At 71.5% G+C, this 16,536-nt stretch carries 19 protein-coding genes; 15 read left to right on the top strand and 4 right to left on the bottom strand.

All coding sequences use genetic code 11. The features are described from left to right. Positions 1-13: 13 nt before the first annotated feature. On the bottom strand, positions 14-700 hold the full coding sequence (locus DFR72_RS13190; protein ID WP_245982874.1) for an ankyrin repeat domain-containing protein: 687 nt from the start codon (positions 698-700) through the stop codon (positions 14-16). Positions 701-748: 48 nt separating this feature from the next. Between DFR72_RS13190 and DFR72_RS13185 the strand changes: the two genes are divergently transcribed. Next, positions 749-1,162 (top strand): hypothetical protein, encoded by a 414-nt coding sequence (locus tag DFR72_RS13185; RefSeq protein ID WP_090062310.1) that lies wholly within the window; start codon positions 749-751, stop codon positions 1,160-1,162. Between the two features lie 30 nt (positions 1,163-1,192). On the opposite strand, the gene DFR72_RS13180 is transcribed toward DFR72_RS13185, so the two are convergent. Then, on the bottom strand, positions 1,193-2,149 hold the full coding sequence (locus tag DFR72_RS13180; protein WP_245982872.1) for a threonine ammonia-lyase: 957 nt from the start codon (positions 2,147-2,149) through the stop codon (positions 1,193-1,195). Between the two features lie 169 nt (positions 2,150-2,318). On the opposite strand from DFR72_RS13180, the gene modA reads away from it, so the two are divergent. The 10 genes from modA (at position 2,319) to DFR72_RS13135 (ending at position 11,344) form a co-directional block, all read left to right on the top strand. Continuing rightward, positions 2,319-3,095, top strand: a complete 777-nt coding sequence (gene modA / locus DFR72_RS13175; RefSeq protein ID WP_090063522.1) for a molybdate ABC transporter substrate-binding protein — start codon at positions 2,319-2,321, stop codon at positions 3,093-3,095. Continuing rightward, complete coding sequence (modB, locus tag DFR72_RS13170) at positions 3,092-3,889, top strand: molybdate ABC transporter permease subunit (RefSeq protein WP_090062312.1); 798 nt, start codon at positions 3,092-3,094, stop codon at positions 3,887-3,889. Before modA ends, modB begins: the two co-directional genes overlap by 4 nt. Continuing rightward, the gene (locus tag DFR72_RS13165) at positions 3,886-4,932 is read left to right on the top strand and encodes an ABC transporter ATP-binding protein (RefSeq protein WP_090062313.1); all 1,047 of its coding nucleotides are present in this window, start codon (positions 3,886-3,888) and stop codon (positions 4,930-4,932) included. Before modB ends, DFR72_RS13165 begins: the two co-directional genes overlap by 4 nt. 84 nt (positions 4,933-5,016) lie before the next feature. Further along, positions 5,017-5,148 carry a hypothetical protein gene (locus DFR72_RS47470; protein ID WP_256237061.1) on the top strand — a complete coding sequence of 44 codons (132 nt, stop codon included), beginning with the start codon at positions 5,017-5,019 and terminating at the stop codon, positions 5,146-5,148. Next, on the top strand, positions 5,148-6,239 hold the full coding sequence (locus tag DFR72_RS13160) for a YeiH family protein (RefSeq protein ID WP_090062315.1): 1,092 nt from the start codon (positions 5,148-5,150) through the stop codon (positions 6,237-6,239). Before DFR72_RS47470 ends, DFR72_RS13160 begins: the two co-directional genes overlap by 1 nt. 67 nt (positions 6,240-6,306) lie before the next feature. Continuing rightward, on the top strand, positions 6,307-6,936 hold the full coding sequence (locus tag DFR72_RS13155; protein WP_090062316.1) for a hypothetical protein: 630 nt from the start codon (positions 6,307-6,309) through the stop codon (positions 6,934-6,936). Then, positions 6,933-8,102 (top strand): PrsW family intramembrane metalloprotease, encoded by a 1,170-nt coding sequence (locus tag DFR72_RS13150; RefSeq protein ID WP_090062318.1) that lies wholly within the window; start codon positions 6,933-6,935, stop codon positions 8,100-8,102. The genes DFR72_RS13155 and DFR72_RS13150 overlap by 4 nt, the downstream gene beginning before the upstream one ends. Before the next feature lie 58 nt (positions 8,103-8,160). Beyond that, complete coding sequence (locus DFR72_RS13145) at positions 8,161-8,937, top strand: HD domain-containing protein (RefSeq protein WP_177224478.1); 777 nt, start codon at positions 8,161-8,163, stop codon at positions 8,935-8,937. A gap of 26 nt (positions 8,938-8,963) precedes the next feature. After that, positions 8,964-10,262: a phenylacetate--CoA ligase PaaK gene (gene paaK / locus DFR72_RS13140; RefSeq protein ID WP_090062320.1), complete on the top strand. Its 1,299-nt coding sequence runs from the start codon at positions 8,964-8,966 to the stop codon at positions 10,260-10,262. Positions 10,263-10,321: 59 nt separating this feature from the next. Beyond that, on the top strand, positions 10,322-11,344 hold the full coding sequence (locus DFR72_RS13135; RefSeq protein WP_090062321.1) for an LLM class flavin-dependent oxidoreductase: 1,023 nt from the start codon (positions 10,322-10,324) through the stop codon (positions 11,342-11,344). A gap of 70 nt (positions 11,345-11,414) precedes the next feature. Here the strand turns inward: DFR72_RS13135 and DFR72_RS13130 are convergent, their stop codons facing one another. Beyond that, entirely contained in the window at positions 11,415-12,170 is a 756-nt protein-coding gene (locus DFR72_RS13130; RefSeq protein ID WP_090062323.1) for an NYN domain-containing protein, read from the bottom strand. Positions 12,171-12,183: 13 nt separating this feature from the next. After that, positions 12,184-12,759 carry a TetR/AcrR family transcriptional regulator gene (locus DFR72_RS13125; protein WP_211335406.1) on the bottom strand — a complete coding sequence of 192 codons (576 nt, stop codon included), beginning with the start codon at positions 12,757-12,759 and terminating at the stop codon, positions 12,184-12,186. 78 nt (positions 12,760-12,837) lie between these two features. Here DFR72_RS13125 and DFR72_RS13120 point away from each other — a divergent pair, with 78 nt between their 5' ends. The 4 genes from DFR72_RS13120 to DFR72_RS13105 all read left to right on the top strand — a co-directional run bounded on the left by DFR72_RS13120 (position 12,838) and on the right by DFR72_RS13105 (position 16,519). After that, the gene (locus DFR72_RS13120; protein ID WP_090062324.1) at positions 12,838-13,728 is read left to right on the top strand and encodes a DMT family transporter; all 891 of its coding nucleotides are present in this window, start codon (positions 12,838-12,840) and stop codon (positions 13,726-13,728) included. 119 nt (positions 13,729-13,847) lie between these two features. After that, entirely contained in the window at positions 13,848-14,240 is a 393-nt protein-coding gene (locus DFR72_RS13115) for a hypothetical protein (RefSeq protein WP_090062326.1), read from the top strand. Between the two features lie 30 nt (positions 14,241-14,270). After that, a complete protein-coding gene (locus tag DFR72_RS13110) occupies positions 14,271-15,119 on the top strand; it encodes a hypothetical protein (RefSeq protein ID WP_090062327.1) in 849 nt (282 codons plus the stop codon). A 32-nt stretch (positions 15,120-15,151) separates the two neighbouring features. Next, on the top strand, positions 15,152-16,519 hold the full coding sequence (locus DFR72_RS13105) for a flavin monoamine oxidase family protein (RefSeq protein WP_211335405.1): 1,368 nt from the start codon (positions 15,152-15,154) through the stop codon (positions 16,517-16,519). Positions 16,520-16,536: the final 17 nt, after the last annotated feature.

Here is a 16,536-nt window from a genome sequence, read left to right as displayed (position 1 = left end):
TGCGAAAACCAGCTCAGCGGTCGCGCAGCCACGCCGCCAGGTCGTCGAAACCGTTGCGCACAGCGGCATCCACCGGCGTGACGTGTTCCCACGGCGGCACCCAGTGCACGTCCGCACCCAGCGCCAGCAGACGCTCCGCGCACTCCCGCTGACCGCCGTGACACGCACCCCAGAACGCGATGTTCACGTCATCCGGAGTGGCACCGGCGAGGAGGGCGCCAAGTCGGTCGGACAGCCCGAGCGTCGCCGCGTCGGTGAGCGTGACCGCCGCGCCCCGCTCGACGAGCCGGCGCGCCGCACGCCACTGGGCGAAGGCCCGCGCGTCGGCCAGCGGGGTACCGCCGCCGATCACCGCTCCGTCGGCGTTGATGTCCGCACCCGCGTCGAGGAGCGCGTCGAGCACCTCGACGTCATCGGCGCTGGCGGCCCAGTGGAGCGGCGTCTCGCTGTGCGACCCCTGGAACCGTGCGTTGACATCGGCTCCCGCCTCGACCAGCACCGCCACGGTCTGTGCACCGCGTGGACACTTCGCGGGCCAGTCCGTCAGCACGTGCAGCAGGGTCCGTGCGTTTCCTTGCTCGTCGACGATCCGCGCGGTCGCCAAGCCTGCGTTGTCCGCCATGAGCCGTCTTGACGTGTCCAGGTCGCCGTCGCGGACAGCGGCGGTGATGGTCAGGGCCAGCGGGTCGTCGTGTCGCACTGTCGTCCTCTGCGGTCTGGACGGACAAGGCGTGAAAGCCTCACGTCCGTGGCTGCTGAAACCGATGTGGGAGAACTGTTGCACCAGCGCGGCTGGCGCACCGCGTTCACGGTCGGAGAAAGGGTGCGCGCGTGGGCGGCCCTGGTAGGCGTCATCGAGCGTGGCTACGGTGACGACGTCCACGAGTACACCAACGACCTCTACTGCCGGAACTGGCTGCACGAGGCTTGGCTCCTGCTGGACGACCACGTCGTCCAGCTTTGGACTCCGCAGATCAAAGCTCTGGACGACCGGTACGAAGCCGCGACCATCGACGATGACGGCCAAGCACTCGGTCGGTTCCACGAGTTGCCGGGTCTCGACCTGTGGTGGTGGCGACGTCACCCCCGCATCCTCACCGGACACCTCGGGCGTTCGCTTCGTTCGGCCGGCGCCGTCGGCACCGACCCGGACGCAGCATGACCCCGGCCTCCCGGGACCGTCGCGCAACCCTCAGGAGTTCGTCCAGCGGACCATGTCCGCGAAGGTCACGTTCCCGCCGCACACCACGATGCCCAGCCGCGCGCCGGGACCGACCCGTTCGAGCACGGCGGGCGCGGCCGCCACCAGGCACCCGGCGGCGGGCTCGGCCCACACCTTCTGCGTCTCGGCCAGCGTGACCGACCCGCGCACGGCGTCCGCGTCGGACACCACCAGGACGTCCTCGACCAGCGCGACGGCGTGGTCGTACGTCAGCTGCGACACGTGCGGTGCCGAGAGGGTCGAGACGATCGACGTGGGCGCGATCTCGACCGGACCACCGGCGGCGAGTGCGCGGTGCATCGCGTCCGCACCCTCGACCTCGACACCCCACACGCGCACACTGGGCACAAGCGCGTGGAACGCCGTCGCGACGCCCGCGATGAACCCACCGCCGCCGACGCTCACCAGCACGTCGGTGACGTCCGGCGCGTCGGTCGCGAACTCCAGGCCCGCGGTGCCCTGCCCGGCGACCACGACCGGGTCGTCGTAGGGGTGCACGAGCGTCGCGCCCGCCTCCACCAGGTCGTTGAGCAGCGCGAACGCCGCCGCCAGGCCGTCGGTGAGCCGCACGTCCGCACCGGACGCCCGAGCCAGCTCGACCGACCGCGCGGGCGCCGTGGAGGGCATCACGACGGTCGCGGCCACGCCCAGTTCGTTGGCGGCGGCCGCGAGCGCGATCCCGTGGTTGCCGCCGCTGACCCCGACCACACCGGCCGCCCGCGCCTCGGCGGGCAGCGAGAGGATCTTCGCGAACGCGCCGCGCGTCTTGAACGAACCGGTGCGCTGCAACAGTTCCAGCTTCACCGTCGTCGGGGCGCCCAGCAGCGCGGACAGTCCCGGCGAGGGGAGCGCGGGCGTGCGCAGCACCCGTCCGTCGAGCACCTCGGCCGCGGCCCGGACGTCGTCGAAGGTCAGCAGCTCCGCCATGGCCCCACCCTAGGGTGCGCCGTACCGCACGCCCCTCACGGCACGTCACAGCGGCGGTCCGCAGAAGCTCCTCCGGGGTGAGCATTGCATCCGCAGAAGCGGAACCTAAGATGGTCGAGTGCCGAATCTGCGGATCGGTGTCGCGTCGACCGCCTGGAGGCTCGAACCCATGTCCAGAATCGCGAACAGCGTGCCCGTGGTCGTCTCGGCCGCGCTGGTGCTCGCGGGGTGCGGCGGCCAGACGGCGACCTCGTCGGGCTCGGAGACGGTCACGGGGAACGTCACCGTGTTCGCGGCGGCGTCGCTGACCGAGACGTTCACCCGGCTGGGCGAGGACTTCGAGGAGGCCAACCCCGGCACGAAGGTCAGGTTCAACTTCGGCGGCAGCTCGGCGCTCGCGCAGCAGCTCGGCCAGGGCGCGCCCGCCGACGTGTTCGCGAGCGCCGCTCCGGCGAACATGAAGCAGGTGACCGACACGAAGACGATCACGGACGCGCCGAGGACGTTCGCGAGGAACAGGCTCGCCATCGCGGTGCCCAAGGGCAACCCGGGCGGGATCTCGCGACTCGCGGACTTCGCCGACTCCGGCAAGAAGATCGCGCTGTGCGCGGAGCAGGTGCCGTGCGGTGCCGCGTCGAGGAAGGTCTTCGAGCTCGCCGAGGTCACGCCCGCGCCGGACACGCTGGAGCAGGACGTCAAAGCGGTGCTCACCAAGGTTTCACTCGGGGAGGTCGACGGTGCGCTGGTCTACCGGACGGATGTGAAGGCCGCGGGCGACGAGGTGGAGGGCATCGAGTTCGCCGAGTCCACGCAGGCGGTCAACGACTACCCGATCGCCGCGCTGGCCAAGGCACCCAACGCCGTGACCGCCAAGGCCTTCGTGGACTTCGTGCTGTCCGACAAGGGTCGTGCGGTGCTGAGCGCGGCAGGGTTCGACAACCCGTGACGCGCAACCGGGTGCGCGGACGGCTGCCCGTCGTCCTCGTCCTTCCCGCCGTGATCGGCCTGGCGTTCCTGCTGGTGCCGCTCGCCGGGCTGCTCATCAAGACGCCGTGGACGTCACTGTCCACTTCGCTCAGTGCCGAAGTCGGTGAGGCGCTGCGGTTGTCGCTGATCTGCGCCTCGCTGGCGACGGTGCTGTGCCTGGTCCTCGGCATCCCGCTGGCCTGGCTGCTGGCGCGGTCCGGCTTGCCGGGACGAGGATTCCTGCGTGCGCTCGTCACCGTGCCGCTCGTGCTGCCACCTGTCGTCGGCGGTGTCGCGCTGTTGCTGGTGCTGGGCCGGCGCGGGCTGATCGGCGAGCACCTCGAGGCCTGGTTCGGCATCTCGCTGCCGTTCACCACGGCCGGGGTCGTCGTCGCGGAGGCGTTCGTGGCCATGCCGTTCCTGGTGATCTCGGTGGAGGGCGCGCTGCGGGCCGCCGATCCGCGTTACGAGGAGGCGGCGGCCACGCTGGGTGCCTCGCGGTGGCTGACGTTCCGGCGGGTGACGCTGCCGTCGGTGCTGCCCGGTGTGGTGGCGGGGGCGGTGCTGTGCTGGGCGCGGGCGCTGGGGGAGTTCGGGGCGACGATCACGTTCGCGGGCAACTTCCCCGGCGAGACGACGACCATGCCGCTCGCGGTCTACCTCGCCCTGGAAACGGATCCGGACGCGGCGATCGTGCTGAGCGTCGTGCTGCTGCTGGTGTCCGTCGGTGTGCTGGCCGGTCTGCGCGACCGGTGGATCAGCGGGCCGACATGACCCTGGACGCGGACCTGCGCGTCACGCGCGGCACCTTCAGCCTCGACCTCGGCCTGACGATCGCACCGGGCGAGGTCGTCGCACTGCTCGGCCCGAACGGCGCCGGCAAGTCCACCGCGCTCCGCGCCCTTGCGGGCCTGCTGCCGCTGACGTCGGGGCACATCACCGTCGGCGAGTCCACCTGGGACGGTGCGAACGAGTTCCTGCCCGCCGAGGAACGGCCGATCGGCGTGGTGTTCCAGGACTACCTGCTCTTCGCGCACATGTCCGCGCTGGAGAACGTCGCGTTCGGACTCAGAGCCCGCGGTACGCGCCGGAACGAGGCACGGGCCGAGGCGGCGCGCTGGCTCGGACGCGTCGGGCTGGACGGCTACGCGCAGACCAAGCCGCGTTCGTTGTCGGGCGGACAGGCGCAACGGGTTGCGCTGGCCCGCGCCCTGGCCACCGGCCCGAGCCTGCTGTTGCTCGACGAACCGCTCGCCGCGCTGGACGCGAGCACCCGCTTGCAGGTCCGCTCGGAACTGGGCCGGCACCTCGCGGACTTCGGCGGCCACACGCTGCTGGTCACGCACGATCCGTTGGACGCCATGGTGCTGGCCGACCGGCTGGTGATCCTGGAAGGCGGTCGTGCGGTGCAGACCGGGCCGCCCGCGGAGGTCGCCCGCCAGCCGCGCACCGACTACGTCGCCAACCTCGTCGGCCTGAACTTCTACCGCGGCACCGCGTCGGGCACCGAGGTCGGCCTCGACGGAGGCGGCACGCTCACGATCCCACGGCCCGTCAACGGTCCCGTGCACGTCGTGTTCCCGCCGAACGCCGTGAGCCTGCACGCCGAACGGCCGGGGGGAAGCCCGCGCAACGTCTGGCCGGTCACGGTCGACGCGATCGAACAGCACGCGCACACCACCCGCGTCCGCCTGGACGGCGCGCCGAACGTGCTCGCGGACATCACCACCGCCACCCTCGCCGATCTGCGTCTGCGCCCGGGAGACGCGTTGTGGGCGGCGGTGAAGGCGACCGAGACCCACGTCTACCCGGTCTGACCGTTCCACATCGCGGGAGCTCTTGCCGCTGCTGGTGTTCTGCTCCGACCATTGCCGCCACCACCGAGCGGATGGAGGGGCGGCATGAGCGCGGAGGAAGGCGTCGACCGCGAACGCGGGCTCGCGTTGAACGAGGACTGGGCGGCGACGATCGCCGGTCTGGTGCTGCTGGCACTGGTGCTGGCGCGGATCGTGCCCGGCTGGCTGGTGCCGTGATGGCGGAAGTCCAGACGCGGCAACGGTTCCGGGTGCTGTGGGCGGCCGGAGGTGTTGCGGTCGTCGTGGTGCTGGCCGCGCTGACCCGGTACCTCGAACAGCAGGTGCCGGTGTTCGCCAAGGGCACCTGGCTCGGCGGCGTCGCGAAGAGCGTCGAGTACCCGGTCTACGCGATCCTGCTGGGGTTGCTGGGGAACGCGGTGCTGACCGGGCTCGGGTTCCGCGACCGGCTCGCCGCCGGGTTCCGCACCGAGTTCTTCATCAAGACCGGTCTGGTGCTGCTGGGCGCGTCGATCAACTTCGCGGTGATCGTGAAGGCGGCCGGACCGGCCGTCGCCCAGGCGTTCCTGCTGATCACGCTGGTGTTCGGCTTCACGTGGTGGCTGGGCGGCAAGCTCGGCATCGACGCGAAGCTGCGGGCGCTGCTGGCCTCGGCGGTGTCGATCTGCGGCGTGAGCGCGGCCATCGCGGCGGCCGGCGCGGTGCAGGCCCGCCGTGAACAGCTCGCGTACACCGCGAGCATGGTCATCATCTTCGCGCTGCCCTCCATCTTCCTGCTGCCACTGGCCGTGGACGCGCTGGGCCTGCCCACCGCGGTGGCGGGCGCGTGGATCGGCGGCAACATCGACACCACCGCCGCCGTCAGCGCGGCGGGCGCGATCGTCGGTGAGGAGGCGTTGCAGATCGCGACGATCGTCAAGACGACGCAGAACGCGTTGCTCGGCGTCGTCGCGGTCGCGCTGACGGCCTACTTCGCGCTGAAGGTCGAGCGCACCGGCGACGCGAAGGTCAGCGGCCGGGCGTTGTGGGAGCGGTTCCCCAAGTTCGTGCTCGGCTTCCTGGCGGCGTCGGTCGTGGCGACGGTGTTCCTGGAGTCCGGTGGCGACAAGACCCTCATCACGACGGTCAACGACCTGCGCACGCTGTTCCTGATCCTGGCGTTCGTCTCGATCGGACTGGAGTTCCGGGTCGCGCCGCTGCGGGAGGCGGGGTGGAAGCCGATCGGGGTGTTCGCCGGCGCCACGGTGTTCAACCTGCTGGTGGGTCTGGGGCTGGCGAGCGTGCTGTTCGCGGGCTTCAGCAGCAGTTAGCTCGTCGTGCCGGATGCGGTCGTCTGTGGTCGAGTGGTGCCCGTCGTGATCGCGAAAGGGGCACGGGATGACGGACGCAGCACCGCCGGGGTGGGTGCCGGTCGAGCACCGGTTCCTCGGACTGGACCGGCGGACGTTCGCGCCCGCCCTCGGCGTCCTGGCCGTCGCGCTGCTGCTCCTCTACGGGCTGCCCGCCCTGAACGCCGCGATCCCGTGGCGCAGCGAGATCCGCGCCGGCGACGTCCTCGACCTCGGTGACGGCGCGACCGCCGTGCCGCCGGTGGGCTGGCAGCTCGAATCCGGCACTCTGACCGGCACCGGATCGGTGGCGCCGGCGAGCCTGCAGGTCCGGCTCACGACCGGCGGCGCGACGATCGCGGTGGTCGGCGCGTCGTTCGACGGCACCGCGGACGCCTTCCTCGACCAGGTCCTGCGGTCGGAGGGCGGCGCGACGGGCGTCGACGGCTCGCGCGGCACGGTGACGACCGCGTCCGGTCTGGTCGGCGTCGCCCTGGCCAGCACCGCGCCGACGGGGGACGGGCTCGACGTCGCGTTCAAGATGGCGAGCGCGGCCGGAGAGGCAGAGGGCGCCCCCGCGTTGCTGGTCAGGGTGCGCACCGCACCGGGACAGTTCGAACGCCGGCAAGAGGTCGTGGGGACCTTCCTGCGCAGCATCACCCCGGGAGCGGTTCGATGACGACGACGCCCGAGGCGCGGACCGCGCAGCTCGCCGCGATCGAGGAGTCGGGATGGGGCCGGCCGTTCCGGCTGGTGCAGCCGCGCAACCTGGCGTTCTGGGTCTACCTGCTGGGCGTCGGCGGCGGCGCGCTGGCGGTGGTGCGCTACTTCGGTCCCGGCGCGCACTTCTACCGTCCGGCGCTGACCGGCGGCGTGCTGCTGTTCGGCCTCTACCTCGTGCCGTGGCTGCTGCTCCTGCGCCACCAGAACCGCTACACCGCGCAACCGGCCACCCTCCTCGCGGCCGCGTTCGCCTGGGGTGGCCTGGCCGCGACGTTCTGGATCGCCCTGCCCGCCAACACCGCGCTGCTGGAGATCTGGACGAAGCTGGGCAGCACGGCCTTCGCCTCCGACTGGGCCGCCGGGCTGACCGCGCCGATCAACGAGGAGTTCGGCAAGGCACTCGGCTTGGCCCTGCTGATCGGCCTCGCCCCGAGGCTGGTGCGCGGCGCCTACGACGGCTTCATCATCGGCGCGTTCATCGGCCTCGGCTTCCAAGTCTTCGAGGACGTGCTGTACGTCTACAACGGAGCGGCGCAGACCTTCGGCACCGACCAGCTCGGCTCGTCGTTCCAGATCTTCGTGTTCCGCGGCGTGGCCGGCATCGTGTCGCACGCGCTGTTCAGCGCCATCTTCTGCGCCGGGCTGATGTGGGTGCTCGGCCGCACCCCGGGCGAGCGCAACGTGCCCCGCGGCGTCCTCACCATGCTCGCCGCGATGGTGTTCCACTTCGCGTGGGACGACATGGCGGGGCTGAGCGGTGGCATCGGTGCCGTGGCGGTCGTGCTGCCGTTCGCGATCGCGGCCCTCGAACTGATCACCCTGTTCTACGTCCTTCGGCACGCGGCCCGGCAGGAGCGGACCTGGATCCGTCAGCTGCTGCAACCGGAGGCGGACGCCGGCGTCCTCGATCCCGCGCTGCTCGGCGCGGTCAGCGGCCTGCGCAAGGACCGCAAGGCGTTCCGCAAGCTGGTGCACGGCCGCCGGCGGGCGCGGCACCTGCTGGAAGGGGCGTCCGACCTCGCCCGCGAGCTCGCCCGGTCGCGCGGAAGTGAGACGGGTGAAGTCGCCCACGCACGAGCCGAACTGCTCCGCCTGCGCGGCGGCGGCCAGGTCCCCATGTGATCCACACCCCGTAGAACGACGGTGGCCGAGGCGGTTCGCCAGAGCTTACGGTGGACGGGTGACGACCACGGCGGAGGTTGTGAGCCAGGCGGACGAGAAGATCCGGCGTCTGGAGTCCCAGCTGGTTCGCGAGTTCGGCGACGTGCCACCGAGCCTGGTGCACGAGTGGATCGAACGGGCGCGAGCGCGGTTCGGGGGCGCGCGGCTGCAGGACTACGTGCCGTTGTTCGTGGCCCGTGAGGTGCGGGCGTCGGCGCGGGCGTTCCCGGTAGAGGCGACGGCGGGGACGTACCTGTCGACCTGGGCGCGCAACACCGCCCGCCGCCTGCTCGCCGCCGAACTGCCACGGCGCTGGGCGCACACGGCCGGCGTGGCTCGCCGGGCCGAACACGTGGCGCGCGTCCTGCCGGAACAGGAACGCGAGCTGCTCGTCGCCGCGGCCTGGGTGCACGACATCGGCTACGCCGCCGAGGTGCACGACACCGGCCTGCACTCGCTCGACGGGGCGCGCTACCTGCGCCGGGCGGGCGTGCCGGAACGGATCTGCGGCCTGGTCGCGCACCACTCCGGCGCGTCGGCCGTCGCCGAGCTCGTCGGGCTGGCGGGTGACCTGGGGGAGTTCCCGGACCACCGCGGCCGACTGCGGGACGCGCTCTGGTACTGCGACATGAGCACCGGCCCCGACGGCAGCCCGACGACGGTGCAGGGCAGGCTCGCCGAGATCCGGCAGCGCAGGGGGCCGGAGGACCCGGTGGTCCGCGCTCTCGCGATGAACGGCGACGAACGCCTCGCGGCGGTCCGGCGCACCCACCGGCTGCTCCGCCGGACCGCCTGAGCCGGGCGGTCGTCTACGGTGGCGGCATGCTGGACCTGAGCCCGCAGCCGGGCGACCTGGAGGCCGTCGAAACCGCCTCGATCGACGAGCTGCGGGCGTTGCAGCTCGAACGGCTGCAGTGGTCGGTCCGCCACGCCTACGAGAACGTGCCGCACTACCGCGCCTCCCTCGACGCGAGCGGCGTGCACCCCGGCGACGTGAAGTCGCTTTCGGACCTCGCGAAGCTGCCCTTCACGACCAAGTCCGACCTGCGGGACAACTACCCGTTCGGCATGTTCGCCGTCCCGCGCACCGAGGTCGCCCGCGTGCACGCCTCGTCGGGGACGACCGGCAAGCCGACCGTCGTCGGGTACACCTTGGCCGACCTGGACACCTGGGCTCAGGTCGTGGCGCGCAGCATCCGCGCCGCGGGCGGCCGGGCCGGGCACGTCCTGCACAACGCCTACGGCTACGGGCTGTTCACCGGCGGACTGGGCGCGCACGCGGGCGCGGAACTGCTGGGCTGCACGGTCGTCCCGGTGTCCGGCGGCATGACCGAGCGCCAGGTCCAGCTGATCCTCGACTTCGAGCCGGACGTCATCATGGTGACGCCGTCGTACATGCTCTCGATCATCGACGAGATGGAGCGGCAGGGTGTCGACCCGCGCTCCACCTCGCTGAAGGTCGGCATCTTCGGAGCCGAGCCGTGGACGAACGACATGCGCCACGAGGTGGAGCGCCGCCTCGACATGCACGCGGTGGACATCTACGGGCTGTCCGAGGTGATCGGGCCGGGCGTGGCGAGCGAGTGCGTCGAGACCAAGGACGGCCTGCACGTCTGGGAGGACCACTTCTACCCGGAGGTCATCGACCCGGTCACCGGCGAGGTGCTGCCCGACGGCGAGGAGGGCGAGCTCGTCTTCACCTCGCTGACCAAGCAGGCGATGCCGATCATCCGCTACCGCACCCGCGACCTGACCCGCCTGCTGCCGGGCACCGCGCGGAGCATGCGCCGGATCGAGAAGATCACCGGCCGCACCGACGACATGATCATCCTGCGCGGCGTGAACCTGTTCCCGACCCAGATCGAGGAGCTGATCCTGCGCGTACCCGCGCTGTCGCCGCACTTCCAGTGCGTGCTGAGCCGCACCGGCAACCTCGACGACCTGACCGTGCTCGTGGAGCACCGCGAGGACGGCGCGGCCGGCGACGCGGGGGAGGAGCTGCGGCGGCTGGTGAAGAACTCGATCGGCGTCACCGTCGCGGTGGACGTCGTCGCGCCGGGCGGGATCGAGCGGTCCGTCGGCAAGATGAAGCGGATCGTGGACCGCCGGCCGAAGCGCTGATCAGCACGTGACGCACGAGTCACAAGCATTTACTTGAACGTTGAACTATCTTGGACGGCATGAAGAAGATCGGTTTTCTGTCGTTCGGGCACTGGACGGACAGCCCGCACTCGCAGACGAGGTCGGCGGCCGACACGTTGCTGCAGTCGATCGACCTGGCCGTGGCCGCCGAGGAACTGGGCGCGGACGGTGCCTACTTCCGCGTGCACCACTTCGCGCGGCAGCTCGCCTCGCCGTTCCCGCTGCTCGCCGCGATCGGCGCGAAGACCGACCGCATCGAGATCGGCACCGGCGTGATCGACATGCGCTACGAGAACCCGATGTACATGGCCGAGGACGCGGGCGCCGCCGACCTCATCTCCGGCGGGAGGCTGCAGCTCGGCATCTCGCGGGGATCGCCCGAGCAGGTCGTCGACGGCTGGCGGCACTTCGGCTACGGACCCGGTGAGGGCCAGACCGACGCCGACATGGCCCGCATGCACTCCGAGCTGTTCCTGAAGGTGCTGGAAGGCCGCGGCTTCGCGGAGCCCCACCCGCGCCCGATGTTCCCGAACCCGCCCGGCCTGCTCCGCCTCGAACCGCACGCCCCGGGTCTGCGCGACCGCATCTGGTGGGGCGCGGCTTCCAACGGCACGGCGGCCTGGGCGGCCCAGCAGGGCATGAACCTGATGAGCTCGACGCTGAAGTTCGACGAGGGCGGCGCGCCGTTCCACGTCCAGCAGGCCGACCAGATCAGGGCGTTCCGCAAGGCCTGGACCGAGGCCGGCTGGAAGCACGAGCCGCGCGTCTCGGTGTCGCGCAGCATCTTCGCGCTCACCACGGACCTCGACCGCATGTACTTCGGCGGCGACGGCAAGAGCAAGGACTCGCTCGGGTTCATCGACGGGCCGCAGAAGGCGATCTTCGGCCGCTCGTACGCGGCCGAGCCCGACGTGCTGGTCGAGCAACTGGCGGAGGACGAGGCGATCGCCGAGGCGGACACGCTGCTGCTGACCGTGCCGAACCAGCTCGGTGTCGAGTTCAACGTGCACGTCCTGGAGAACATCCTGACGCACGTGGCACCAGCGCTGGGCTGGCGCTGACGAGACCTGACCCGTTCGCCCGCGCGAACGGGTCAGCACTCTCAATTGCTTCAGTGTTGACCAAAAGCAATCATCGTCGGCGGTCTCGCACGTAGACCGCCGACTTCTTGCCCTGAACACGGCGGTCGACCTCGAACAGCGTCGTCGCGGTGATCAGGTCGCTGAGCTTCGAGTAGCCGTAGGTGCGGGAGTCGAACTCGGGGCGCTGCTTGGTGATGATGCTGCCCACCGCGGCGAGCGAGGCCCACCCGTCCTCGTCGGACGCCGCCTCGACGGCGTTGCGCAGCAGCTTGACCAGCGTGGTGTCGCCCTTGAGCTGCGCGACGGACACCGTCGACTTCCGCGCCATCGGCGTCTCGGCGGGGACCTCGGCCTCGGGGTAGGCGAGGTTCTCGACGTAGATGAACTTGTCGCAGGCCGCGACGAACGGCTTGGGCGTCTTGCGTTCGCCGAAGCCGTAGACCGTGAGCCCGGACTCGCGCAGGCGCGCGGCGAGGCGGGTGAAGTCGGAGTCGCTCGAGACGATGCAGAAGCCGTCGAAGCGGTCGGAGTACAGCAGGTCCATCGCGTCGATGACCATCGCCGCGTCGGTCGCGTTCTTGCCCGTCGTGTAGGCGAACTGCTGGATCGGCTGGATCGACTGGGCCAGCAGGTGGTCCTTCCAGCCCTTCAGGTTGGTGCCGGTCCAGTCGCCGTACGCGCGCTTGACGTGCGCGGTGCCGTACTTGGCGATCTCGGCCAGCAGCGCCTCGGTGATCGAGGGCTGGGCGTTGTCCGCGTCGATCAGCACCGCGAGTTTGACGGCGCTCTCATTGGCAGTGGCCACGGTCGTTCGCCTTTCAGGTGTCCAGCAGCCGGCTGAGCCACGTCAGCGAGGCGGTGATCTGGTGCGGGGAGAGGCCGCGGCGCCGTTGTTCCTGGTAGATCTCGGGGGCCAGCGGTGCGAGCAGGACCTCGACCAGCCCTTCTGGACTGGGCACGGCCGCGTCGCGCAGCAGTGTCAGCACGTGCAGCCGCCAGAAACCGTAGGCCCCCGTGCGGAACCGGGCGTCACCGGTCTCCGCTCCGAGCGCCAGGTGCAGGTGGCGCTCCAGCAGACCCGTCATGGCCGTGTAGAACGCCGCGAGGCGCTCTGAGGGCGCAGCCCCCGGTCCCAGCGGTGGCGGGCCGCCCATCAGCTGTTCCTGCAGGACGCGTTCGTGCTCGTCCAGCAGTGCGGCCGCGACGGAGGCCGGGTCGGGGTAGCGGCGGTAGAGGGTGGCGCGGCCGACGCCGGCGGCACGGGCGATCTCGTCCATCGTGACCTGGCGGGCGTCCTTGGCCGCGAACAGGTCCTCGGCGGCGGCCAGGACTCGCGCCCGGTTGCGCGCGGCGTCGGCGCGTTCCTTGGCCATGAGCGGATCGTACTCGATCATCAGGTAACTGGACAGCATGTCCACTTCATGCTTATTCTCGATTAGCGGACACAGTGTCCACTTATTTGGGGGTTTGTCGTGTACTTGGTGCTTCTGAGCTCCGCGCTGCTCGTCGGATGCCTGCTCGCCGTGCAGGCGTCGGCGAACCTGCAGCTCACCAAGGCGGCCGGCACGCCCTACGGAGCGTCGGCGCTGCAGCTCGGACTCGCCGCGGTGCTGCTCACGGTGCTCGCCGCGGCGACCGGAACGATCGGTGCGGTGGCGCTGGTACCGGACGTCGAGCCGTGGCACCTGGCCGGCGGGCTGGCCAGCCCGCTCTACATCACCAGCGGCATCCTGCTGTTCCCGAGACTCGGCGCGCTCGCCGCCGTGGGGCTCTTCGTGACCGGCCAGATGTTCGCGTCCGTCGCGCTGGACCTGTTCGGTCTGCTCGGCGTGCCGCAGAACCCGCTGTCCGCGGGAGTCGTGGCCGGTGCCGTGGCGGTGCTCGCGGGCATCACCGTGCTCTCCCGGCCGGTGCGGGCCGCGCGGGCCGGCTGGATCGGGCTCGGTCTCGCGGCGGGCGCGGTGCTGCCCGTGCAGGGCGCGATCAACGCCAGGCTGCGCGCCGACCTGCACGCGCCGCTCGCCGTCGCCCTGATCAGCTTCACCGTTGCGACCCTGGCCATCGTGGTGGTGTTGCTGTTCCACCGCACCCCGGCGCCGGAGCCGGTGACGCTCAAGAAAATGCCGTGGTGGGGCTGGCTCGGCGCCGGGTGTGCCGCGGCCTACGTCACCGCGACGTTCCTGCTGATCCCGGAGATCGGCGCGGCGACCACGGTCGCGCTCACCGTCACCGGCCAGCAGATCGCGTCGGCGGTGATCGACCACTGTGGACTCCTCCGGATGCCGCGCAGGCCGCTCACTTCCGCGCGGGTCACCGGCCTCACGTTGCTCGTGACGGGCTCGCTGCTCGTCCAGTTCGGATGACCGGCGGGTCTCGATCAGGTCGTCGAGCGGTACGACACGATCGGCCAAAGCAACACCAACGCCCTGTTCCCGCATTACGGTGGTGGCGGGGAACAGGCGTGAGAGAGGCGGAACCGGGCGTGACGTCCTGGGTCGAAGTGATCAACTATGTCCGGCTGCGGTACGAGGTGCTGGAGGAGACGGACGACTGGCTGCGCTTCCGCCTCGACACAGACGGCGAGCGGACCCAGCAGGTCTCCGTGCACCACCTGCCGGACCTCGGCGGAGCGGCGTGGGTGGAGATCTCCTCGCCGGTCGGCCGCGCCGCGGACGTCGACCTGCGCCGTTTCCTCGAGCTCGCGGGTGAGTCGCAGGTGGGCGGGGCGGCCGTGGTGGACGGCCTCGCGTTGCTCAAGCACGTGGTGCCGCTGGAGGACCTGAGCGTGCGGGAGGAGTTCGAGCGCCCGCTCGCGCTGCTGGTCGGCCGCGCGGACGCCATGGAGCACGTGCTGACGAGCGGCGACGACTTCTGATGCGGTGGCTCAGCCCGCCGCCCTTCTAGCGTGGACGCCGCGGACTGGGCCGGGCGGCAGGTGGCTGCGGTCCGCGACGACCCCGCCGGCCGCCTGGCGCTGATCGAACGCTGCCACCACGGCCCGTTCGGCCAGGCGCCGCGGCACCTGCCGTTCCGCCGGGCGGCGAGGTCGTTCATGCGCTGGCAGCTGCGCCGAGGGGTGCTGCGGCCGGCGTCCCACCCGCGGCCCGGCAGCCCGTGGTGGCGTGCGGTGAACGAGCGCATCCTCCGCGACGGGTGCGAGGCGGTGGCCTTGAGCGGCGGCCTCACCGGCCCGCCGTCGTCGCACACGGCCGCGCAATGGCTGGCCTTCGCGCGCGATCCCACGGCATCGGCGTGGTACCGCGCGCACAACGGCAGTGTCGTCGCCGCCTACCTGGAGCACCGCGACCTCGCGGAGGCGGAACGCGAGCCCGAGCGGTTCTTCAAGAACGTCATCCTGTGCCGGGTGCTCTACACGCACGCCCTGGTGGCCGCGCCCGCGCTCTCGCTCGGCCGGCTGCGCCCGCTCGCGCCGTTGTTCGGCGACCCCCGGCTCGGCATGACCGGCATCTTCCTGCAGCTCTCGCGCGTGCTGCCGGACGAGTACCCGCTGCGCGCCGGCGTCCGGTACTACCTCGGCGAGGAGCACGGGTTCGCCCGTCTCGTCGACTTCGGGATGATCGTGCCGCGGCTGCGGCGGCTCTACGAGTGGTCCGCCGCCGAGCTCTCGGCGCCGGGACTGCTCGACTGCGTCCGCGACGGGGCCCTGACCTACGCGTGGCCGTTCGAGGACCGGCACGTCTGGGACCCGCCGAAATCGGTCCTGCTGCCGGTGATCCACCGGCTCCTGCCTTGACTGGCAGGGCGGTTCTGCCCATCGTGTGCGTCGTGACCGAACTGGAGCAGCAATCGGCCGACGTCGTGATCGTCGGCGCCGGCTACGCGGGCCTGGCGGCCGCGTCCCGCCTCTCGGCCGCCGGACTCGGTGTGGTCGTCCTGGAGGCCGCGGACCGCGTGGGCGGCCGTGCCGTCAGCGAGGTGCTGTCGTCCGGCGTGCGCGTCGACCACGGTGCACAGTGGATCGGTCCGTCCCAGAAGCGGTTCCACGAGCTCGCTGCGCAGTTCGAGTGCGCGACGTTCCCGGCCTGGGAGACCGGCCGGCACGTCGAGGTCTGGCACGACGGCACCCGCGCCGACTACTCCGGCACGCTGCCGAAGTCCGGTCCCGGCATCGCCGAGCACGGTCGCGTCACCGCGCTGCTCGACGAGCTCGCGCTGACCGTGGACCTGGACCAGCCCTGGCTCACGCCCAACTTCGACGTCCTCGACTCGATGTCCGCCGAGGAGTTCTTCGGGTCGCAGACCGACGACGAGGACGCGCTGCGCAGGCTGGCACTCGTCGTGCAGGGCGTGTGGTGCTGCGAGCCGCGCGAGATCTCGTTGTTCCACGTGTTGTTCTCCGTCGCCTCGGCCGGTGGCTGCGAGCAGCTGGCGGGCACCTCAGGAAGCGCGCGGGACTCCCGTTTCTCCGACGGCGCGGACGCTCTCGCCCTGGCGATGGCGGCGCCGCTGACCGTCCGGCTGGACGAGCCGGTGCTCACGATCCGGCACACGGCCGACGGTGTCGAGGTGGTCACCGGCAAGGCGGTGGTGCGGGCGCGGCGGGCGATCGTCACCGTGCCGCCGGCGGCGTTGGGACGCATCGGCTTCGAACCTGCCCTGCCGCCCGTGCGCCGGGGCTGGACGGGCCACACGCCGATGGGACGCGTCGCGAAGGTGCACGCGGTCTACGAGGAACCGTTCTGGCGCAAGAAGGACCGCTCCGGCATCGCCACCCTCTACGGCCGCAACCCGGTGGGAGCGGTGTTCGACAACTCGCCGCAGGACGCGTCACGAGGCGTGCTCGTCGCGTTCGTCCACGGCGACCGCGTCGACCGCTGGGCCGCCGCGCCCGACGACGTCCGCCGGGCCGACGTCCTCGCGGCGCTGGCGGAGGTCGCCGGCGCCCGTGCGCGCATGCCCGTCGACTACGCCGAGATGGCCTGGTCCGAGGACGGCTGGACCATCGGCGGCTACGCGTGCTTCGTCTACCCCGGCGGCTGGACGCAGTACGGCGAGCACGGCTGGCGCGCCGCCATCGGCACCGTGCACTGGGCGGGGACCGAGACCGCGTCGGTCTGGAACGGCCACGTCGACGGCGCCCTCACCTCGGGCGACCGCGCCGCCGACGAGGTGATCGCCGCTCTGAGGAGCTGAGCCTCCACTGTGGAACG

Origin of the sequence: Lentzea flaviverrucosa, from assembly GCF_003350445.1 — a bacterium.
In the GTDB taxonomy this organism is placed as follows: domain Bacteria; phylum Actinomycetota; class Actinomycetes; order Mycobacteriales; family Pseudonocardiaceae; genus Lentzea; species Lentzea californiensis.
This window is presented reverse-complemented; position numbering and strand designations above follow the sequence as displayed.